The 21,122-nt window shown below is 67.3% G+C and carries 18 protein-coding genes; 4 read left to right on the top strand and 14 right to left on the bottom strand.

Annotated features, from left to right (window positions below):
• Window positions 1-31 precede the first annotated feature (31 nt).
• The 4 genes from V5F53_RS07905 (at window position 32) to gltA (ending at window position 5,568) form a co-directional block, all read left to right on the top strand.
• Complete coding sequence (locus tag V5F53_RS07905) at window positions 32-517, top strand: hypothetical protein (protein ID WP_393997057.1); 486 nt, start codon at window positions 32-34, stop codon at window positions 515-517.
• A 238-nt stretch (window positions 518-755) separates the two neighbouring features.
• Window positions 756-3,461, top strand: coding sequence for a glycosyltransferase (locus V5F53_RS07910; RefSeq protein WP_393997058.1), 2,706 nt, complete (start codon window positions 756-758; stop codon window positions 3,459-3,461).
• Between the two features lie 70 nt (window positions 3,462-3,531).
• Window positions 3,532-4,155: a molybdenum cofactor guanylyltransferase MobA gene (mobA, locus tag V5F53_RS07915; protein WP_393997059.1), complete on the top strand. Its 624-nt coding sequence runs from the start codon at window positions 3,532-3,534 to the stop codon at window positions 4,153-4,155.
• 102 nt (window positions 4,156-4,257) lie between these two features.
• Window positions 4,258-5,568 carry a citrate synthase gene (gltA, locus tag V5F53_RS07920; protein WP_393997060.1) on the top strand — a complete coding sequence of 437 codons (1,311 nt, stop codon included), beginning with the start codon at window positions 4,258-4,260 and terminating at the stop codon, window positions 5,566-5,568.
• A gap of 497 nt (window positions 5,569-6,065) precedes the next feature.
• Here gltA and lpxB read toward each other — a convergent pair whose 3' ends face one another.
• The 14 genes from lpxB to V5F53_RS07990 all read right to left on the bottom strand — a co-directional run bounded on the left by lpxB (window position 6,066) and on the right by V5F53_RS07990 (window position 21,099).
• Window positions 6,066-7,253: a lipid-A-disaccharide synthase gene (gene lpxB, locus V5F53_RS07925; protein ID WP_393997061.1), complete on the bottom strand. Its 1,188-nt coding sequence runs from the start codon at window positions 7,251-7,253 to the stop codon at window positions 6,066-6,068.
• Entirely contained in the window at window positions 7,250-8,155 is a 906-nt protein-coding gene (locus V5F53_RS07930) for an LpxI family protein (protein ID WP_393997062.1), read from the bottom strand. Before V5F53_RS07930 ends, lpxB begins: the two co-directional genes overlap by 4 nt.
• 9 nt (window positions 8,156-8,164) lie before the next feature.
• On the bottom strand, window positions 8,165-8,971 hold the full coding sequence (lpxA, locus tag V5F53_RS07935) for an acyl-ACP--UDP-N-acetylglucosamine O-acyltransferase (RefSeq protein WP_393997063.1): 807 nt from the start codon (window positions 8,969-8,971) through the stop codon (window positions 8,165-8,167).
• Window positions 8,972-8,973: 2 nt separating this feature from the next.
• Window positions 8,974-9,459 carry a 3-hydroxyacyl-ACP dehydratase FabZ gene (fabZ, locus tag V5F53_RS07940; protein ID WP_393997064.1) on the bottom strand — a complete coding sequence of 162 codons (486 nt, stop codon included), beginning with the start codon at window positions 9,457-9,459 and terminating at the stop codon, window positions 8,974-8,976.
• Complete coding sequence (gene lpxD / locus V5F53_RS07945; RefSeq protein ID WP_393997065.1) at window positions 9,456-10,541, bottom strand: UDP-3-O-(3-hydroxymyristoyl)glucosamine N-acyltransferase; 1,086 nt, start codon at window positions 10,539-10,541, stop codon at window positions 9,456-9,458. The genes fabZ and lpxD overlap by 4 nt, the downstream gene beginning before the upstream one ends.
• A gap of 75 nt (window positions 10,542-10,616) precedes the next feature.
• Window positions 10,617-13,166 (bottom strand): outer membrane protein assembly factor BamA, encoded by a 2,550-nt coding sequence (gene bamA / locus V5F53_RS07950; protein WP_393997066.1) that lies wholly within the window; start codon window positions 13,164-13,166, stop codon window positions 10,617-10,619.
• Window positions 13,167-13,351: 185 nt separating this feature from the next.
• A complete protein-coding gene (gene rseP, locus V5F53_RS07955) occupies window positions 13,352-14,509 on the bottom strand; it encodes an RIP metalloprotease RseP (RefSeq protein WP_393997067.1) in 1,158 nt (385 codons plus the stop codon).
• A gap of 57 nt (window positions 14,510-14,566) precedes the next feature.
• On the bottom strand, window positions 14,567-15,760 hold the full coding sequence (dxr, locus tag V5F53_RS07960) for a 1-deoxy-D-xylulose-5-phosphate reductoisomerase (RefSeq protein WP_393997068.1): 1,194 nt from the start codon (window positions 15,758-15,760) through the stop codon (window positions 14,567-14,569).
• Between the two features lie 8 nt (window positions 15,761-15,768).
• A complete protein-coding gene (locus V5F53_RS07965) occupies window positions 15,769-16,668 on the bottom strand; it encodes a phosphatidate cytidylyltransferase (RefSeq protein WP_393997069.1) in 900 nt (299 codons plus the stop codon).
• Entirely contained in the window at window positions 16,668-17,435 is a 768-nt protein-coding gene (locus V5F53_RS07970) for an isoprenyl transferase (RefSeq protein ID WP_393997070.1), read from the bottom strand. The genes V5F53_RS07965 and V5F53_RS07970 overlap by 1 nt, the downstream gene beginning before the upstream one ends.
• A gap of 44 nt (window positions 17,436-17,479) precedes the next feature.
• Entirely contained in the window at window positions 17,480-18,043 is a 564-nt protein-coding gene (gene frr, locus V5F53_RS07975) for a ribosome recycling factor (protein ID WP_393997071.1), read from the bottom strand.
• 228 nt (window positions 18,044-18,271) lie between these two features.
• Window positions 18,272-19,036 (bottom strand): UMP kinase, encoded by a 765-nt coding sequence (gene pyrH / locus V5F53_RS07980; RefSeq protein ID WP_393997072.1) that lies wholly within the window; start codon window positions 19,034-19,036, stop codon window positions 18,272-18,274.
• Between the two features lie 23 nt (window positions 19,037-19,059).
• The gene (gene tsf / locus V5F53_RS07985) at window positions 19,060-19,983 is read right to left on the bottom strand and encodes a translation elongation factor Ts (RefSeq protein WP_393997073.1); all 924 of its coding nucleotides are present in this window, start codon (window positions 19,981-19,983) and stop codon (window positions 19,060-19,062) included.
• 111 nt (window positions 19,984-20,094) lie between these two features.
• On the bottom strand, window positions 20,095-21,099 hold the full coding sequence (locus V5F53_RS07990; RefSeq protein WP_393997074.1) for a 30S ribosomal protein S2: 1,005 nt from the start codon (window positions 21,097-21,099) through the stop codon (window positions 20,095-20,097).
• Between the last annotated feature and the right edge of the window lie 23 nt (window positions 21,100-21,122).

Below are 21,122 nucleotides of genomic sequence, written 5' to 3' on the forward strand. Positions count from 1 at the left end.
CCGCGCCTTCCTTCTGAAGATCATGGCCCTCATGCAACGCTTTAAGATTTCGGCCCTGGCGGGCGCCCTCGCCCTCGCGTGCAGCATCGGCGCGGGTATCATCCCGGCGGCGGCCCAAAGCCAGCCCACCGAGCAGAAGCCGGCCCAGGAGCCGCAGATGACCCCCGAGCAGAAGGCCGCGCTAGACGCGCAGCGCCGCTCCGTGGAGGAATTCAACGAGGCGGCCAAGCTGCCCGGCACCGCCGGCCTGCCGGAATGCGTCTGGACGGGGCGGCGGATTGCCGCACTGCTCTGGAACGACGACATCGACACCGCCCGGCGCCACCTGGAGCTTTACGAGCGGTTCGGCTGCCCCACCGAGCACCTCAAGCTCGCGTTCCGCTGCCTTGTGCGGCAAGGCAAGCTCGACCCCAAGGCCCGCGAGCGGGTGGATGCGCGCACGCACCAGTGCTGGATCAATCCGGACTATATCGCCACCCTGCCCGCCGCCGCGCCGCCGGCGCCGGCGCAACAATAAGATCATGCACGGGACATGGCCGTGACGCAGCGGCGTCCCATGCCCGCCACGATCGGGATTTATCTCCAATCCTGAGCATGTTAGTGTCTCGACGCATTGCAGCGTAGACTTGATCTAAAGGCTGAGATGCCGACCGTGGGGCAGGTCGAAAGGGTGCCCCGCAACCCGTTTTCCGGAACCCTTCACCTCGGCTTGGTGTTCAGGGTTCGAGATTTCCCCGATTTGGGTGGGCATCGCCATGCGTCCCGGTCTTGCTGCTGCGGCAGCGGTCATTGCGGTTGTGACCTCCATTCACGCCGCGATGTGGCTTTCCCTGCGACCCGAGGTAAGCGCTCCGAACATCACGGACCGCTTCCAGAGCCTGTCGTTCGCCCCCTTCAGCCGCAGCATGAGTCCGGAGGGAGAGGCGCCGACCAACGCGGCGCAGATCCGCTCGGACATGCAGGTGGTGGCGCCCTACAGCCGTGGGGTCCGAACCTATTCGTCCACCAACGGCAAGGAGCTGATCGCTCCCATCGCCGCCGAGCAGGGCATCAAGGTAACCGCCGGCGCCTGGCTGAACCGCCAGCGCGACAAGGACAGCGGCGAGGTCATCGAAAAGGCGAAGGCGGCCAACGACCGCGAGATCGCCGGCGTGATCGAGGTGGCGCGCAAGAACCGCAACGTGCAAGCCGTGGTGGTGGGCAACGAAACCCTGCTGCGCGGCGACATGGACGACACCGAGCTCGCTGAGCTGATCCGCCAGGTGAAGCGCCAGGTGAACGTGCCGGTCACCTCCGGCGAGATCTGGAACACCTGGCTCGATCATCCCGAGGTGGCGGCATCGGTGGACTTCATCCTCGCCCATATCCTGCCCTATTGGGAGGACGTGCCGGCAGACAAGGTGGTGGACTACACCATCAACGCCTACAATCGCCTGCGCGCGGCCTATCCGGGCAAGCGCATCGTCATCGGCGAGTTCGGCTGGCCCTCGCACGGCTTCAACCGCGGCGCCAGCGTGCCCGACCCCATCGAACAGGCCAAGATCATCCGCGAGTTCGTGGCCCGCGCCGATGCGCTGGGCATCGAGTACAACATCATCGAGGCGTTCGACCTGCCCAAGAAGCAGAACGAAGGCTCGGTGGGCCAGTACTGGGGCGTGTTCGACGCCGACCGGAACCTGAAGTTCCCCCTCACCGGCCCCATCTATGAGCACACCTTCACCCAGACCGCGGTGCTGGCGCTGCTGCTGGGCGTGCTGTTCACCCTGCCGCTGCTGCGCATGCGCGAGCTGACCGTGCCGCAGGGCTTGGCGCTGGCCGGCACCGCCAACGGCGTCGCCGCGTGGCTGGCGACGGTGGTGGACTATTGGATGAACCATTACGTCACCGGCGGCGACTACATCACCCTTGCCCTCAGCGTGGTGATGCTGGTGCCCCTGGTGTTCGTGCTGCTGTACCGGGTCGAGGAAATGGCGGCGATCGCCTTCGGCAGCGGCCCCCAGCGGCTGGTGGAAGCCCTGAAGCCGGGCGCACCCACGCGCTTCCCCAAGGTCTCCATTCATGTTCCGGCCTATCGCGAGCCGCCGGAGATGCTGATCGAGACCATCGACGCCCTGGCGAAGCTCGAATATCCCAATTTCGAGGCCATCATCATCGTCAACAACACGCCGGACCCGGCGATGGTGGAGCCGGTGCGCGCCCATTGCGCCACCCTTGGGCCGCGCTTCAAGTTCATCAATGCGGAGAAGGTGGCGGGCTTCAAGGCCGGCGCCCTTCGCATCGCCCTGGAGCAGACCGCCCCCGACGCCGAGATCATCGGCGTGATCGACGCCGACTATGTGGTGACGCCCGACTGGCTGAAGGACCTGGTGCCGGTGTTCGAGGACCCGACCGTGGGCCTCGTCCAGGCGCCGCAGGACCATCGCGACGCCGCTCGCAGCCCGCTGCACGAGGCGATGAACGCCGAATACGCCGGCTTCTTCGACATCGGCATGGTCCAGCGCAACGAGGACGATGCCATCGTGGTGCACGGCACCATGTGCCTCATCCGCCGCGCCGCCATGGTGGAAGCGGGCAACTGGTCGTCGGACACCATCTGCGAGGATACCGACCTCGGCCTGACCATCGCCGAGAACGGCTGGAAGACCCATTACACCCGCAAGCGCTATGGGTTCGGCCTGCTGCCGGACAATTTCGAGGCGTTCAAGAAGCAGCGTCACCGCTGGGCCTATGGCGGCTTCCAGATCATCAAGAAGCACTGGCGGCGGTTCCTGCCGGGGCGCTCGCGCCTGACCACGGCCCAGAAGCGCCACTTCGTGCTGGGCTGGATCTCCTGGCTCGGCTCGGAATCGGTGGGCGCCTTCATGGCCATCGCCTCGCTGGCCTTCGTGCCCTTCGTGCTGCTGTTCGGTGTGTCGGTGCCGGCCTATGTGCTGACGCTGCCGATCCTGATGACCTTCCTGGTCTATCTGCTGCACTTCGTCAGCCTGTACCGGCTCCGGGTGGAAACCACGCCGATCCGCATGGTCGGCGCGGCGGTGGCGGCGAGCGCGGTGCAGTTCACCGTCGCCAAGGCGGTCCTGGACGGCTTCCGCTATAAGGACCTGGCGTTCGCCCGCACCGCCAAGGGCAAGAACTGGCTGGCCGGCGCCGCCCACCATTTCCCGGCGCTGCCGGAAGCCACCCTGGGCGGGCTGCTGCTGCTCGCCGGCATCGCCCTGCTGGTGCTGAACAACTGGCCGGGCGTGGCGCTCACCAAGAACGACTGGCGCCACATCCGCGAGATCAATCTCTACGGCATCGCCCTCATGGTGCAGAGCCTGCCATTCGTGGCGGCGGCGCTGATCGGCATGTTCGAAAACTCGCGCCTCAACGACTTCGTCCTGTGGCGGGCGATCGGGGCGCGGATCTCGGCTGTGCTGCCGCGCCGCTTCACCTCCCGGCCCACGGCGCTGGTGGATTGATCGCGCCGCCGGCCATCGACAATGGCGCACCCGGCCCCCAGGCCGGGTGCGCGCTCGTCCCGGTCGGCGCATGAACGGCCCGCCCCTGCCCTACGGCCTTATTCTCGCCGGCGGCCACGGCCGTCGCATGGCGGATATGGCCGGGCCACCGAAGCCGCTGGTGATGCTGGCCGGACAACCGCTGCTGGCCCATGTCGTCGGCCGCCTGCGACCGCAGGTGCGCGCGCTGGCCCTCAACACCAACGATTCGCCCGCCTTGTTCGCCAGCTTCGGCCTGCCGCTGCGCGCCGACACGGTGGCGGACCGGCCCGGTCCGCTCGCCGGCGTGCTGGCGGGGCTCGAATGGCTGGCCCTGGAATCAGTCGACGCTCCACTGCTGACGGTGCCCGCCGACACGCCCTTCCTACCGGCGGACCTGGCCGCGCGCCTCGGCGAGCGACACGCGAAAACGGGGGGCGTGGTCTGTGCCGCATCCGCCGGACGGACCCATCATGTGGTCGCCCTGTGGCCGCAATCGGCGCGCGCGCCACTGGCCGAGGCCCTGGCGGCCGGGCAGCGGAAAGTCGGGCTTCTCTTGTCCACCCTTGGCGCCGTAACAGAAAGCTGGGACACGGCGAACGGCGACCCCTTCTTCAACGTGAACACCCCGGAAGACCTTGCCGCCGCTGAATCCCGCTCCCCTGCCTCGCGATGAAGCATGGTCATGCTTGCGGCAGGATTGGGGAGGGTTTAGGACTGCGCTGCGGCGGCTTCGCATTCGCGAAGGCGCCCAGTCCGCCCAAAGGATGAGGGATCCATGGACGCCACCAATAACTCCGGGGCCAAAGCCGCCAAGTTCAGCTTGGGCGAAAAGAGCTGGGATCTGCCGGTCCGCGGGGGAACTATCGGGCCTGACGTAGTCGATATCTCGAAGCTCTACGGCCAGACCGGGCTGTTCACCTACGACCCCGGCTTTACCTCGACCGCCTCGTGCGAAAGCAAGATCACCTACATCGACGGCGATGAGGGCGTCCTGCTGCACCGCGGCTACCCCATCGAGCAGCTCGCCGAGAGCGGCGACTTCCTTGAGACCTGCTACCTGCTGCTCTACGGCGAACTGCCGACCGCGTCGCAGAAGGCTGAGTTCGATCATTCGGTGACCCATCACACGATGGTTCACGAGCAGATGACCCGCTTCTTTAACGGCTTCCGCCGCGACGCCCACCCCATGGCGATCATGGTGGCCTCGGTTGGCGCCCTGTCAGCCTTTTATCACGACTCGACCGACATTTCCGACCCGAACCAGCGCCTCATCGCATCCATCCGCATGATCGCGAAGATGCCGACGCTGGCGGCCATGGCCTACAAGTATTCCGTTGGCCAGCCTTTCGTTTTTCCAAAGAATGAATTGGATTATACGGCCAACTTCCTGCACATGTGCTTCGCGGTTCCCTGCGAAGAGTACAAGGTGAACCCAATTCTTGCTCAGGCGATGGATAAGATCTTTATCCTCCACGCCGATCACGAGCAGAACGCATCCACCTCCACCGTACGTCTCGCCGGCTCCTCGGGCGCCAATCCCTTCGCCTGTATCGCCGCCGGCATCGCCTGCCTCTGGGGTCCCGCCCATGGCGGCGCCAACGAGGCGGCCCTCAAGATGCTGGCCGAGATCGGCTCGGTGGACCGCATCCCCGAATACATCGCCCGCGCCAAGGACAAGAACGACCCGTTCCGTCTGATGGGCTTCGGCCACCGGGTGTACAAGAACTACGATCCGCGCGCCAAGATCATGCAGCAGACCTGCCACCAGGTTCTGGGCGAGCTCGGCATCAAGGACGACCCGCTGCTCGACGTCGCCGTGGAGCTGGAGCGCATTGCGCTGCACGATGAGTATTTCATCGAGAAGAAGCTCTATCCGAACATCGACTTCTACTCGGGCATCACCCTGAAGGCGATGGGCTTCCCCACCACCATGTTCACGGTGCTGTTTGCCCTGGCCCGCACGGTCGGCTGGATCGGCCAGTGGAAGGAAATGATCGAGGACCCGAGCCAGCGCATCGGCCGTCCGCGCCAGCTCTACACCGGCGCCGCGCGCCGCGACTACGTGTCGATCTCCCAGCGCAAGTGAGCGCCGACGCGCGGCCCCACGGACGCGCGGCACCTGAGCCCGACAGCAAGGAGGCGAAGCCCAATGGCTTCGCCTCCTTTTTTATGTGCACAGACGCGTGCAAGAAGACTCAGCCGCACACCAGGACACCATCGAGAAGAAACCCGCCCGCGACGCAGCTTGAAGCCCTGCCCTACTGGTCACGCCACGCGGCCCCCCGCGGCCGCTGGCATGGCCCAGCGCACGCCCGCCGGCCCGAAGGCCCATCGGCACCCTCGGCTCCAACCTGAGGATAAGCATACAAAGGATTGCCCCGCGCCGCGCCCAAGAGCGGGGGGCTTTGATGCGGCAGCGGGGGCGTGAGAACGCGCGGAGGCGTACCTTCGGCCAGCGTCGACCCAGCCGGGGAGGGTTGCGTGCATAGGGGAGGCGCGCACCTGACAAGGCGCATGTTCCAGGAGACAGCCCTCACGTGGACGGCCCCGGCCAGTCGGGGCCCCGATATGGCCTCGCCGTAGCTATATGGCCGGGGCCGGCAAGGCGGCCGTGCGGCCGGCCCGGGCGAGGCGCAGCACCACCTCGGCGGCCCGCGCGCTGGGGCCGGGCCCGGCGATCCCGAAGATATCGTCCAGTCGGGCGAAAGCCGCATCCTGACGCCGGCGAGCTGGAGTATCCGCGATCACCTCGCGCAGAGCGCCGACCAGGACCGGCACGGTGCAGAACTCCTGCAGATATTCAGGCACCACGTTCTCGCCAAGAACCAAGTTGGCGAGAATAACGGTGGTGCCCTTCAACACCCGCCGCGCGATCTGCGCCTCCAGCCATCCCATGCGATAGGCCGCCACCTGGGGAATGCCGGCGAGGGCAAGCTCAAGCGTTACGGTACCCGATGCCGCCAGCGCCGCCCGCGCCGTGCGGAATGCGGCATATTTCTCCGCCTCGCCGACAACGATGCGGGGCCGCACCGGCCATGTGGCGACCGTCCGCTCCACCAGATCCTTCAGATGCGGCAGGGTTGGCAGCACGAGGTCCAGGGGTTGCGTCGCCGCCACCTGCCCCAGAGCGGCGCCGAAATCGGCTCCAAGGCGCGTGATTTCGCGACGTCGGCTGCCGGGCAGCACCAGGATGCGGGGCGGAACAGCGCCGCGGCGCGCGACCTCGCCCGCATCGGGACGCAGTTCGGCCAGATGCTCCAGCAACGGATGCCCGACATAAAAGGTGGGAGGCCCGCCCAGGCGCCGGTGCACGTCCGGTTCAAACGGCAGCAGGGCCAGGAGCGCATCCACATAAGGCCGCATGGCGCGGGCGCGCCCCTCGCGCCACACCCACACCGTCGGCGAGACATATTTCACAATTGGAATGCGCGGGTTCGCAGCCCGCACACGGGCCGCCACGCGGTGCGTGAAATCCGGCGCATCCACCAGCACCAGCACATCTGGCGGGTCGGCGAGCACCGCCGCCACCGTCTCCCGCAACCGCCGCAGCAGAACCGGCAGCTTGGCCAGCACCGCGGTGACGCCCATGGCGGTGAGGTCTTCCATGGGGTAGAGGCTGTCCAGCCCCGCGGCCGCCATTCGCCTGCCGCCCACGCCGCGAAACGCTACACCTTCCGGCGCCGCCTGCAGCAGCCGCTCCATTAGGGCGCCCCCGAGCTGATCGCCGGACTCTTCTCCCGCCACGATAAAGATGCGTCGCGACGCGCTCATGGCGCCAGCTCCCGAACACCCACCACGAACAGGCCGGTCCGATCCGCCTCCGCCACCAGGGCCGTCGCATCGGGCACGATGGCGCCACCGGCCTCGAATGCGATGCCCGCGAGCCCCGCCTCCGCCGCCCGCGCCACGGTGGCCGGCCCGAGAGACGGCAAGTCGATGCGCCGGTCCTGCCCCGGCTTCGGAGCCTTCACCAGCACCCCGCGCCCAGCCGGAAAACGCAGACGGCCGGTGCGCCGCAGCTCGCCATATCGGGCGAGCATCTGGTCGGTGCCCTCCGCCGCCTCCACCGCCGCCACCAGCCCGTCCACCACGATCACCCCCTGGCCGACGTCAAACGGTCCGAGCGTCCGGATGAGATCGAGGCCGAGGACGATGTCGCGCTGCGCCTGCGCCGTCGGTCCATGGGTGCCCAGCACGCCTTCCGGCAGCAACAGGCTCGGCGCAACTTCATGGGCGCCGGACAGATGGAACCCCTGCTCGGCCACCAGTTGCAGCACCCCGGACAACAGATGATTGTCGCCACCCCGGAACAGGCGGGCGATGCGCGGCAACAGCCGCACCATGGTCCAGTCCAGGCCCAGGTCACGCACCCGCGGACGCGTGAGGCCCCCGACCATCACCACCTGGCGAATGCCGCGTGCCCTGGCATGCGCCGACACGCTGCCCAGGGAGCCGAGCCGAAACCAGCGATGCTCGTAACGTTCCAGCGCCGGATCGGCGAAGCCCCGGATCAGCAGCAGCACAACGTCCCGCCCCTGCGCCCGCACCGCTTCCGCCACCGCGGAGGGAAAAGCGCCGCTCCCGGCGACGATTCCAAGCGGGCCCTCCGCCCAACGCGCCGGCTGCGACGACGGACCGTCGTTGCCTTCAGCCGCCATGGCCGGCGGGGTCACGCGCAAGACTCAGGCCTCACCGCTCACCCCCCGCGAGGGGTGGCAGATGGCGCGTTTGCGGTCCGCGTCGATGAAGGCGAGAACCTGAGCCGCGAACTCCGACGTCTCCACCTTGTCCCGCAGTCGTTCCAACCGCGCGTCGAACGTGCCGTCGCCGAAAAACAGCTCTCGATACACCACGCGCGCTTCATGAAGCTGCGCCTTGGTGAAGCCGCGACGGCGCATGCCCACCACGTTGAGCCCCACCAGCTTGCCGGCCTGTCCCAGCACATTCGCGAACGGGATGATGTCCTCGCGCACGCCAGTCAGGCCGGAAATCATGCACTGCGCGCCGATGCGGGTGAACTGGTGCACCGCGCACTGGCCGCCCAGAAACGTGAACGCGCCGACGCTCACATGCCCGCCCAGCACCGCGTTGTTGGCGAAAATAACGTTATCATCCACGGTGCAGTCATGGCCCACATGCGAGCCCGTCATCATCATGACCTGATTGCCAATGCGGGTGACGCCACGACCGCCGGCGGTGCCGATGTTGGCGGTGGCGTGCTCCCGGATAAGGCAGTCGGAACCGATCTCCAGACGGGTGCGCTCGCCCTTATAGTGCACCGATTGCGGCGGCGTCCCCAGCGAGGCGAAGGGATAGACCTGCGTGCGCGCGCCGACGGTGGTGTCGCCCTGGATATTCACGTGGGCATGGAGGCGCACGCCCGCGCCAAGCGCCACATGAGGGCCCACGATGCAATAAGGCCCGATCTCCACGTCGTCGGCCAGCCCGGCGAGGTTCTCAACACGGGCGGTGGGGTCGATCCTCGACACGCTCAATTCTCCACGATCATGGCGCCGACCTTGGCCTCGGCCACCAGCTCGCCCTTCACTCTCGCCTCACCTCGATACCACCACATATTACGTCGGCGCGAAATGCGCGTCATATGGTATTCGAGCACATCGCCCGGAACCACCGGACGCCGAAACTTGGCCTCGTCGATCGTCATGAAATAGACCAGTGAAGGCTTTTCTGGATTTTCCTTGCCCAGCACGCAGATGACGCCGGCCGTCTGGGCCATGCCCTCGATGATGAGGACCCCCGGCATGACCGGATTGCCCGGAAAGTGGCCCTGAAAATGGGGCTCGTTGGCGGTGACGTTCTTGACGCCGACGCAACCCGTGTCCCCGTCGATCCGCTCCACCCGATCCACCATCAGGAACGGGTAACGATGGGGCAGGCACGCCAGAATGCGTTGAATATCCGCGGTCCGCAGCACCTTTTCTTCCTGCGCGGCATCCGGCGGCAGCGTCTCGCTCATGCGTTCGATCCTTCCCCATCGTCGTCATCTGCGGATTTGCGGGCGGCCAGCTTCTTCAAGGTCGTGACCTCGCGGAACCACTCCCGCACCGGCTTGGCGGGCGAGCCGCCCCAGCGCACGCCCGGCGGCACATCGCCCTTCACATTGCTGGAGGCCGCGATCTGCGCGCCATCACCGATGGTGGCATGCCCCACCACCCCCACCTGCCCGCCCAGCATCACGAAGTCGCCGAGCCGCGTGGAGCCGGAAATACCGGTTTGGGAAACGATGATGCAATGGCGACCGATCACCACGTTGTGGGCGATCTGCACCAGATTGTCGATCTTGGTGCCCTCGCCGATCACCGTGTCGGACAACGCGCCCCGATCCACGGTGGTATTGGCGCCAATTTCCACCCCGTCCTGGATCACCACCCGACCGAGCTGCGGGACCTTCTGGTGCCCCCGCGGGCTGGGTTGATAGCCGAATCCATCCGACCCGATGCGGGCGCCCCCATGAATGATGACATTATTGCCGATCAGCGCATGGATCACGCTGGCACCGGGCCCGATGGCGCTGTCGCGACCGATGCGCACCTGCGGCCCGATCACCGCCCCGGCGCAGATCACCGTTCCACCACCGATCTCAACCTCCGGCCCCACCACGGCACCCGGATCCACCGTCACGCCGATCTCCAGGCGCGCGGAAGGATGGACCAGGGCCCCGGGCGCGATGCCTTGCTGGCCAAAGATGGGCTGAGGCCGCAGCGCTGAAGGGAACAGCTCGCGCGTCACGGCCAGAAACGCGGCGGCGGGACGCGGCGCGATCAGCAGCGGCAGGTCCGGACGCGCCTGCGCGGCGAAACGCTCCGACGTGATGCAGACTCCGGCGCGAGTCGTGCCGAGCTTCTCGGCAAACTGGAGCGTGTCGCAGAACACGAGGTCGTCGGGACCGGCCGCATCCAGCGTCGCCACCCCGGAAATCCGACGCTCAGCCACCTGATCGTCCGCGCCACCCAAAACCGTCAGGCGAGCACCACACAGCTCAGCCACAGCGGCGAGAGAGAGAGGAACGGGGAGAGGGAAAAAACTGGTCTGGCTCATGCTTCAAACACGCTCAGGCGCCGGAAAGCCGCGGCGATTGCCTTGGCCCTCCAGCGCCTGCCTTGAGGAAAGGGATCAGAAGCGCGTGCCGCCCGAGAAGCGGAACTCCTGGATCTGGTCGTAGCTCGCCTTCGACAGGGCCCAGGCATAATCGAAGCGGAGCGGACCGAACGGAGACTGCCAGATCAGCGAGGCACCGATCGACGAGCGGATGACATTGTCATCAGCGACGCAAACGTTCCCGATCTTATTTGTCGTAGGGACACCTGTCGTATTACAGTACACGACGTTGGGGTTTCCGTAGAAGTTATTACCCGCCCAGTTCATGACACCCGGGAAGGACTGCGCACCATTATAGTCGTAAACCGACCCAGCATCCGCGAACACGGCCATCTTCAGACCGATGTCCTTGGGCAGGAAAGACAACGGAAACTGAATTTCCCCAGACACACCCCAGTAAAGCGTTCCACCCAAAGCGGTCGTCGAGTCATCATGACAGTTCAGATACGCTGCCGTCGGATTGAGCTTACGCTTCTCATACACACCGGTCGTTGGATTGGGTCCCAACCCGTAACCCGCGCACGGAGCAACATCGCGCGGACCGATACCGGAGGGGGCAAAGCCGCGCACCAGATTGGGGCCCATGAAGAAGTTGTTCATCATGGAGTCATTGTCACCCCAGGAGTCCACGTAACCGCCCTGGGCCCGCAGGATCAGCACCGCGTCGCCATACATCAGCGGCGTGTAGTGGCGCACGTCAGCCGTGGTGCGCAGGAAGTTCACATCGCCACCGAGACCGGCCAGATCCTGCTTCAGCTCCGCGAACAGGCCCTGGGTCGGATTCTGGTTGTTATCCAGGCCGTTGAAGGACAGCGTGTAGCCCACCACCGAGGTGATCGTCGCTCCGTCCTGCGCCGCCTGTCGCACCGCCCAAGACGTGGTGCTCAGGCAGTATTCCTGCTGGTAAGCCAACGGATAGGCACTGCTGTCGCAGATGGAGATCTCACGCTGGTAGAGGTTGTAGCGCAGCGCGAAGGTGACCTCATCGGTGATCGGCAGACCAAGCCGCAGGCCGCCACCCACCATGGTGCTGCCATAGGGCGTGTAGCTGGTGGCCTGCGTCTCCTTCCAGTACAGGTCGAAGCCGGCAGCCAGGCGGTAGCCCAGGAAGTATGGCTCGGTGAAGGAGAACTCAGCGCCCTGGGCGTTCTGACCCCAGGAACCGGAGACCTTCACATACTGGCCACGACCGAGGAAGTTCTTCTCGCCCAGCGACACCTCGCCGATGATGCCGTCGGATGTGGAATAGCCACCCGACACCGCGAACTCACCCGTGGGCTGGTCCTCGACATCCACCACCAGGATCACACGATCAGGGGCCGAGCCGGGCTCATTGGTGATCTTCACGGTCTTGAAGTAGCCGAGATTCCGCAGGCGGCGCTCGGCGCGATCCACCAGCACGCGATTATAGGCATCGCCTTCGCCGAGATCGAACTCGCGCCGGATGACCCAGTCACGGGTGCGGGTGTTGCCGCGGATGTCGATGCGCTCGATGTAGACGCGCGGCCCCTCTTCGACCACGAACAGGACGTTGATCTTCTTGTTCTCGAAGTCACGGTCACCGCGCGGACGAACCTGAGCGAAGGCGTAGCCGTTCTTGGAGACCTCGATGGTGAGATTCTCCACCGACTTCTCAACCATCTCCGCATTGTAGACCTGACCGTCCACCGCGCGCACCACGCCCCGGAGGGAGTCACCGGAGACGTCGCGAATGTTGGAGATCACATCCACCTTGCCGAACTTGTAGGGCTCGCCCTCATCCAGCGTGAAGGTGATGATATACCCCTCGCCCGAAGGATCCACCTGAGCGGTGGCCGACAGGATGCGGAAATCGGCATAGCCATTCTTCAAGTAGAAGCGGCGCAGGAGTTCCTGGTCCGAGTTCACCCGATCCGGATCATAGACGTCGGTGGACTTCAGGAAGGAGAGCCAGTTGGTGGTGGTCGTCGAGATGACGTCCTTCAGCTTCCAGTCCGAGAAGGCCTTGTTGCCGACGAACTTGATGTCCTTGACGCCAACCTTGTCGCCCTCGGTCACCTCGAACACCAGATCCACCCGGCCATTGCCGCGATCGATGGTGACCGGATTGACGCGCACATTCATGCGGCCAGAGCGGCGATACACCTCGATGATGCGCTGGGTGTCGGCCTGCACCGTGGACTTGGACAGGGTGCCGCGGGGCTTGGACTGAACCTCGCCAGCCAGGACATCGTCCTTGATCTTCTTGTTGCCCTCGAAGGCAACCTTGTTGATCACCTCATTTTCCGACACGCGCACGATGATGCGCCCGCCGGACTGGGTGATCTGCACATCGGAAAAGAGGCCGGTGGCGTAGAGCGCCTTCCAGGCCTCATCGATCTTGGCTGCCGTGTAGGGGCCGGAACCGAAGTAGGAGCGGACCGTGTCCGCATCCACACGCCGATTGCCCTCCACCACGATGGAGCTGGATTGGGCCGCCGCCGGCCCTGCCACGACGAGGGAACCGGCACCCGCTGACACGGCCACGCACGCGGCAATGCCCACAGCGGCTGCCAGCTTTCTCAACACTCGGAGCGGAGCAGTCATATGGCGCGCAACCCTGAAAAATTTCGACGAACGCGAACCCGCGACGGTCCCGCCACGGATTCTCACCCTATGGTGCCGCTTGTACAGGCTTTTCACCGCGCTGCAAACCGAGCCGGCCTTTCGCCCGTCCTTTTTGCCGGTACCGTTGCGTTCCCGCCACGACTCCGGACGACACCACAAAACCCTTACATCGCAGCGATATGGAGGACATCGTTCCAGGTCGCGAAGATCATCAGCATGAGCACCAGCGCAAGCCCGATCCGAAACCCGATGTCCTGCGTCCGCGCGCTCAGGGGACGACCGCGCAACGCCTCGAAAGCGTAGAACAACAGGTGCCCGCCATCCAACATGGGAATGGGAAAGAGGTTAAGAAGACCGATCGACACCGACAGCACCGCCGCCAGCGACAGCAGGGCGCCGATTCCGAAGGTTGCCACCTGCCCCGATACCTGGGCGATGCGGATCGGCCCGCCGAGCTGGTCCGCCGATTCCCGGCCGGCGATGAGGCCGCCGAGGTAATCAAAGGTGCGGGCCACCACGAACCAAGTCTCCTGCGCGCCCATGGCCACGGCCTCCACCGGGCCATAGCGATGGATGGTCACGTCTCCTTCCGCCACCGACCGGGAAATGCCCAGCAGGCCGGTGCGGTGGACGTTGCCGAATCCGTCCTTCACTTCCTTCAGCTGCGGCGTGGCGGTGAGGGTGCGCTCGGCGCCGGCGCGCTCAATGCGGAACACCAGCGGCTGGCCGGCGTGAATGCCGACGATGCGCTGCATGTCGGCGAAGCTCTCCACCTTGGCGCCGTCGATCTCCAGCACCAGGTCGCCCGGCTTGAAGCCCGCCGCCTCGGCGGCGCTGCCCGGGCTCACCTGATCCACCCGCGGCGCCGAGACCGGACGGCCGAACACCATGAAGACGAGCGAGAAGATGACGATCGCCAGGATGAAGTTGGCAATCGGGCCGGCGGCGACGATGGCGGCGCGCCACCTGACCGGCTGGTAGAAGAAGCTCTCCCGCCGCTCGGCCGGGCTCATGCGGGCCAAGGCCTGCTGGTCCGGCACCGAGGCGGCATCTTCGTCGCCATAAAATTTCACATATCCGCCGAGCGGAATAGCGGACAGCCGCCAGCGCGTGCCGTGCCTGTCGTTGAAGCCGGCGAGCTCCGGCCCGAAGCCGAGCGAGAAGGTGAGCACCCGCACCCCGGCCCGCCGCGCCACCCAGAAATGGCCGAGCTCGTGGAAGAACACCACCAGCGTCAGCACGAACAGGAATGGAATGACGTAGCCCAGCAGGGATGTGCCGAAACCAGTGAGACTTGCACCCAAGGCTGAAACTGCGTCCATCGTCCCTCGTCCTCGCACGCCGCGGAGGCCGTGGCCGCGCTCCGCCTGCTTTCGCTCTTAGGATGCCTTTGCGGCAAACTTAGGCAAGAGGCCCGCGCCGAGGCGCCGCGCCTCTGCGTCCAGGGCGAGCGCCTCATCCACCGCACCCGGCGCGGGCGCCGGCTCCAGGCGGTCCAGCACCTCCGCCACCAGATCGGTCAGGCCATAGAAGCCGATACGCCCCTCGAGAAAGGCAGCCACCGCCACCTCGTTCGCGGCGTTGAGCCGCGTCGGAGCCGCGCCGCCGGCGGCCATGGCCGCGCGCGCCAGCCGCAGGGCCGGAAAGCGATCCTCGTCCGGCGCCTCGAAGGTCAGGCGGCCCGCCTTCACCAGGTCGAGCCGGCGGCAGGAGGTGACGAAGCGCTCGGGATGGCTGAGGCAATGGGCGATGGGCACGCACATGTCCGGCACCGCCAGGCCCGCCACCACCGATCCGTCCACGAACGACACCAGGCCATGCACCACCGATTCGGGATGCACCACCGCATCCAGCCGCTCCGGCGGCAGGGCGAACAGGTGATGCGCCTCGATCAGTTCCAGGCCCTTGTTCATCAGGGTCGCGGAATCGATGGTGATCTTGGCGCCCATGGACCAGTTGGGATGCCGGAGCGCGTCGGCCGGGGTGGCCCGCGCCATCTCGGCCCGGCTCTTCTGGCGGAACGGGCCGCCGGAGGCGGTGAGGGTCACCGTCTCCACCGCCTTCGCCGGCGCCGCGGACAGCGCCTGGAAAATGGCATTGTGCTCGCTGTCCATGGGCAGCAGCTCGGTGCCGCGCCGCGCCGCCTCCGCCATGAAGAAGGCACCGGCGGCGACCAGGCACTCCTTGTTGGCCAGCGCCATGCGCCGGCCGGCGCCGAGGGCGGCCACCGAGGGGGCGAGCCCGGCCACGCCGACGATGGCGCTCACCACCAGATCGGCGTCCCGCGCCGCCGCCTCCAGCACCGCCGAAGGCCCGGCGCCCGAGGCGATGCCGGAGCCGGCCAGCGCGTCCGCAAGATCGCCGCCCGCTGCCGGATCGGCGATGGCGGCGAATCGCGCACCGAGGGCGCGCGCAACCTGCGCCAGTGCCCTTGCGTCACGACCGCCCGCCACAGCCTCCACCGTGAACCGCCCGGGAGCGTCGGCGAGCACCTTGGCGACGCTCTGGCCGATGGAGCCGGTGGCGCCCAGCAGGGTGAGCCGGCGCGCAGAGGTGTCGGATGCGTGTTCCATGGTCTCTCCTACCACACCAGCAGCGCCGCCGCCGGGTCGGCGCCGCCACGCGCGGCCGCCAGCAGCACCGCCGCGAGGGCGGCGGCAGCGAAACCGTCGAGCCGGTCGAGAATGCCCCCGTGGCCGGGAATGAGGCGGCTGGCGTCCTTCACCCCGCAGCGCCGCTTCACCGCCGATTCGGCCAGGTCGCCGGTTTGGCTCACCACGCTCAGCGCCACGGCGATCGCCGCCACCGGCAGCAGGTGCGCGATGCCGCCCAAGGCCGCCACCAGCACCCCGGCCCCGGTGCCCGCCACCGCGCCGCCAATGGCCCCGGACCAGGTCTTGTTGGGCGAGACCCGCGGCCACAGCTTCGGCCCGCCGAGGGCGCGGCCGGCAAAATAAGCGAAGATATCGGTTGCCCACACCACGGCATAAAGAAAGAGCACCGCCAGCAGGCCGAGCCCGTCCGCGCCCCGCAGCGCCACGACTGGCAGCGCGGCGGCCGCCGCCACCGCGATGCCGCCAAGGCTCCACACGCCCTGGCGCGGCACCAGCACGGTGGAAACGCCGGCCGCGAGCAGGACCACGCCGAGCGCGGCCCCCCGCTCGCCCTGAAGCAGCAGGCCAGCGCCGCCGAACAGCGCCACCGCACCCAGCACCAGCCACGCCCGGCGGTTCCCCAGCCGCGCCATGGCCGCCCATTCATGCAGGATGGCGGCCCCCGCCAGAATCCAAAGCACCGCGAACGGCCAGCCCCCAAGATAGGTGATGGCCAGCACCAGCGGCACGAGGACCAGGGCGGACAGCGTGCGATGCCGGAGATCGCCGCCCTTCCGGGCATGCCCCGAGGGGTCTGCGGAGGGGGATTTCGGGGCGGCTCCGGCCGCCGCCACGGCTGGCTTTTCGGCCGGTTCTTCAGCCTGCATCAGCGCGCCGGAGACGGCGCCACACCGCCAAAGCGGCGCTCGCGCCGCGCATATTCATTCACCGCCGACACCAGAGCCGCCTTGTCGAAATCAGGCCAGAAAAGGGGCAGGAACACGAACTCCGCATAGGCCGCCTGCCAGAGCAGGAAATTGGACAACCGTTGCTCACCCGATGTGCGCACGATCAGGTCGGGATCGGGAATGCCGGCGGTTTCGAGCCGCTCCGACAGCATCTCCACGGTCACGTCCTCCGGCCGGATCCGGCCGGCGGCGGCGTCCGCGGCGATGGAGGCCGCCGCCGCGGCGATCTCCTGCCGCGAGCCGTAATTGAAGGCCACCACCAGGGTCAGCCCTGAATTGCCTTGCGTCAGCGCCTCCGCCTCGTCGAGCAGGGCGCGGATGTCCTTCGACAGCCCGGTCCGCGTGCCGATCACCCGCACCCGGACGTCCCGGGCATGCAGATCGGCGAGATCGTGGCGGATGAAGAACTTCAGGAGCCGCATCAGCTCCGACACCTCGGTCACCGGCCGCGACCAGTTCTCGTGCGAGAAGCTGTAGATGGTGAGGTAACGGATGCCGATGTCCTGGGCCGCGCGCACGCAGCGCCGCAGGGCCTCGACCCCGCGCCGATGACCCTCGATGCGCGGCAGCTTGCGCGAGGTGGCCCAGCGCCCATTGCCGTCCATGATGATGCCCACGTGCACGGGCACCAGCGCCGGCACCTCGTCGGGGCTGGTGCCGTCGTTCCCGGCGGCGCGCAGGGACATGGCTTGCTCAGGGCTCAAATGCGTGGGCTCCTCTCCCCCGCGGCTCAAACGGACAGAATTTCCTTTTCCTTGTGGGCCAGCACCTGATCGACCTCGGAGATCGCATCGTCGGTGGCCTTCTGGACGTCCTTGGAGAGCCGCTCCAGGTCATCGGAGCTCATCTCGGCGTCCTTTTCCAGCTTCTTCAGCTGGTCCATCCCGTCGCGCCGCACATGACGCACCGCGACACGGGCCGCCTCGGCGTATTTGTGGGCCACCTTCACCAGTTCCTGGCGGCGCTCCTGGTTCAGTTCCGGAATGCGCAGGCGCAGAACCTGCCCCTCGGTCGCCGGGTTGAGGCCAAGGTTGCTGTCGCGGATCGCCTTCTCCACCGCATTCACCATGCCCCGGTCCCACACCTGCACCTGGAGCAAGCGCGCCTCCGGCACCGACACCGTCGCCACCTGGTTGAGCGGCAGGCGCGCGCCATAGGCGTCGACGGTGATGGGCTCCACCAGGCTGGCGGAGGCGCGGCCGGTGCGCAGGCCCCCCAGTTCGTCCTTGAGCACGCCGATGGCGCCCTGCATGCGACGCTTGATGCCGGCCAGATCGAAGGCAGCGGTGGTCATGGCAATCCTCTGTGCTGTGTCGGCTCTTGCGGCCGAACCTTTATCCCTTCGCCCGCTCCAGGGCGACCGCGAAGTGAAGAAATCTGCGGTCCGCCGCCGCCCGCGCGCCCGGGCAACCTAGACCATCGGCGGGCCGGGGAAAGCGCGGGAGATCAAAATCCCCCGCCCCCGCGGCCACCACCAGCGCCGGGCGAACGGCGGGACGCCGCCCTTCGCCCGGTTCCGCTCTCAGGGCGCCACCACCGTGACCCGGCCGGAGCCGGTCGCGGCGGCGGCGATGGCCCCCGGCTCGCGGATGGAGAACACGATGATGGGCAAGGCCGCCTCGCGCGCCAGGGCGAATGCCGCCGCGTCCATCACCTTCAGGTCATGGGCCAGCGCTTCGTCGTGGGTCAGCCGCTCATAGCGCGTCGCCGTCGGGTCCAGCTTCGGGTCGGCGGTATAGACGCCGTCCACGTTGGTGGCCTTGAGCACCGCATCGCAATCGAGCTCCGCCGCGCGCAGCACCGCCCCGGTATCGGTGGTGAAATAGGGGTTTCCGGTGCCGCCCGTGAGCAGCACGATTCGCCCCCGTCGCAGATGGCGAAGCGCCGGCTGACGGGCATAGGGCTCGCAGACCGTGGGCATGGGCACGGCCGAAAGGGTGCGGGCCGGAGCCCCCGCCTTCTCGATGGACTGCTCCAGCGCCAGCCCGTTCATCACCGTGGCCAGCATTCCCATGTGGTCGGCGGTGGCGCGGTCGAGGTCTTCGCCCGCCACCCGCGCGCCGCGCAGGATGTTGCCACCACCCACCACCACCGCCACCTCGCAGCCGAGCGCGCGCGCCGCCACGAGATCGCGGGCGATGGCCGCCACGGTGGGCGGATGCAGGCCGAACGGCTCCGGCCCCATCAGCGCCTCCCCCGACACCTTCACCAGGATGCGGGGATAGGGAAGCCCTGGCGCCGCATAGGGCGCCAGGGGCTCGGGAACATCCGAATCGTCGAACGACATGGGGACGCCCCCTCCCCGTGCGATCAGGACTGGCCGGCGGCGGCGGCCACTTCGGCCGCGAAGTCGGTCTCTTCCTTCTCGATGCCCTCGCCGAGGGCATAGCGCACAAAGCCGGTGAGCTTGATCGGCGCGCCGACCGAACCCTCGGCCTCCTTCAGCACCTGGGCCACCGACTTGGAGCCGTCATGCACGAACGCCTGGTCAAGGAGGGTGTTCTCCTTGAAGAAGCTCTTGATGCCGCTCTCGGCGATCTTGTCCTGCACGTTGGCGGGCTTGCCCTGGTGCTTCTCAAGCAGGATCGCCTTTTCACGGGCGATGGTGGCCTCGTCGATGCCGGAGGCGTCGAGCGCCAGCGGGTTCAGCGCCGCCACATGCATGGCGATCTGGCGACCGAGAGCGGAGAGCTTCTCCACGTCGCCGGTCGATTCGAGCGCCACCAGCACGCCGATGCGGCCCTGACCCTCGACCACCGCGCCATGCACATAAGTGGCCACCACGCCGGCCGACACCGTCAGCTTGGCGGTGCGGCGCAGAGTCATGTTCTCGCCGATGGTGGCGATGAGGGCGGTCAGCTTGTCGGCCACCGACACCTCGGCGCCGGGGAAGCGGGCGGCGGCCAGCGCCTCCAGCGTGCCGTCGGTGTTGAGGGCGAGCTTGGCCGCCTCGCGCACGAACGCCTGGAAGTCGGTGTTGCGGGCGACGAAGTCGGTCTCCGCGTTGACTTCCACGGCGGCGGCGTAATGGCCGGAGGACTCGACCGCGACCAGACCCTCGGCGGCCACGCGGCCGGCCTTCTTGGCGGCCTTGGCGAGGCCCTTCTTGCGCAGCCAGTCCACGGCGGCCTCGACGTCGCCGCCCGTCTCGGTGAGGGCGGACTTGCAGTCCATCATGCCGGCGCCGGTCTTCTCCCGCAGTTCCTTGACGAGCCCGGCGGTGATCGCAGCCATGTTCAATCCCTTCTTCTCGCACCACGGCCGGCTAGGGGTATCCCGAGCCGGCCGCCGGGGACGCCCCGCGCCCCCAATTACCCGTGATTCGTGTTCACCCGCGCGACGAGATCACTCGACCTCGGCGGACAGCGCCTTGGCCTGGGCGACCCAGCCTTCCACGCGGCCCGGCAGACCCACTTCGTCGCCGAAGCGCGCCGCATCGACCGGCTCCAGGCCGGCGATCTGGCTGTAGTGGAACACGCCGAGATCGTTCAGCTTCTGCTCGATCTCCGGGCTCACGCCGGCGAGCTTCTTCAGATCGTCGGCCACGCCGCGCGGGCCCGACAGGGGCTCGAACGCGATCCAGCCACCGACTTCCGCCGGCAGGTCCTCCAGCAGCGGGGCCTCATCGGCGCCCACGTCGAGGCCGAAGTCGCTCTGGCTGCGGCCGATGCCGTCGATGGCGGCGCGGGCGACCAGATCGCAATAGAGCTGGATGGCGCGACCGGCGTCGTCATTGCCGGGAACCGGGAAGGCAATGCCGTCCGGATCGCAATTGGTATCGAGGATGGCCGCCACCGGGATGCCGAGGCGCTGGGCCTCCTTCACGGCGATGTCTTCCTTGTTCGTGTCGATCACGAACAGCAGGTCAGGCAGGCCGCCCATGTCGCGAATGCCGCCAAGGGCCTTCTCGAGCTTCTCCTTCTCGCGCGACAGCGTGAGACGCTCCTTCTTGGTGTAGCCGGAAGAGGCTTCCGGGGCCGAGAGGGTCTCTTCCAGCTTCTTCAGCCGGGCGATGGAGTTGGAGATGGTCTTCCAGTTGGTGAGCATGCCGCCGAGCCAGCGGTGGTTCACGTAATACTGGGCCGAGCGGCGGGCGGCGTCGGCCACCTGGTCGGCCGCTTGGCGCTTGGTGCCGACGAACAGCACGCGACCGCCCTGGGCCACGGTGTCGGACACGGCCTGCAGCGCGCGATGCAGCGCCGGCACGGTCTGCGACAGGTCGAGAATGTGGATGTTGTTGCGAACGCCGAAGATGTACGGCGCCATCTTGGGGTTCCAGCGGTGGGACTGATGTCCGAAGTGGACGCCAGCCTCGAGCAGCTGACGCATCGAATAATCGGGAATCGCCATGTTCGTCTCCGGTTGAACCTCCG

Origin of the sequence: Xanthobacter cornucopiae, from assembly GCF_043195065.2 — a bacterium.
In the GTDB taxonomy this organism is placed as follows: Bacteria; Pseudomonadota; Alphaproteobacteria; order Rhizobiales; family Xanthobacteraceae; genus Xanthobacter.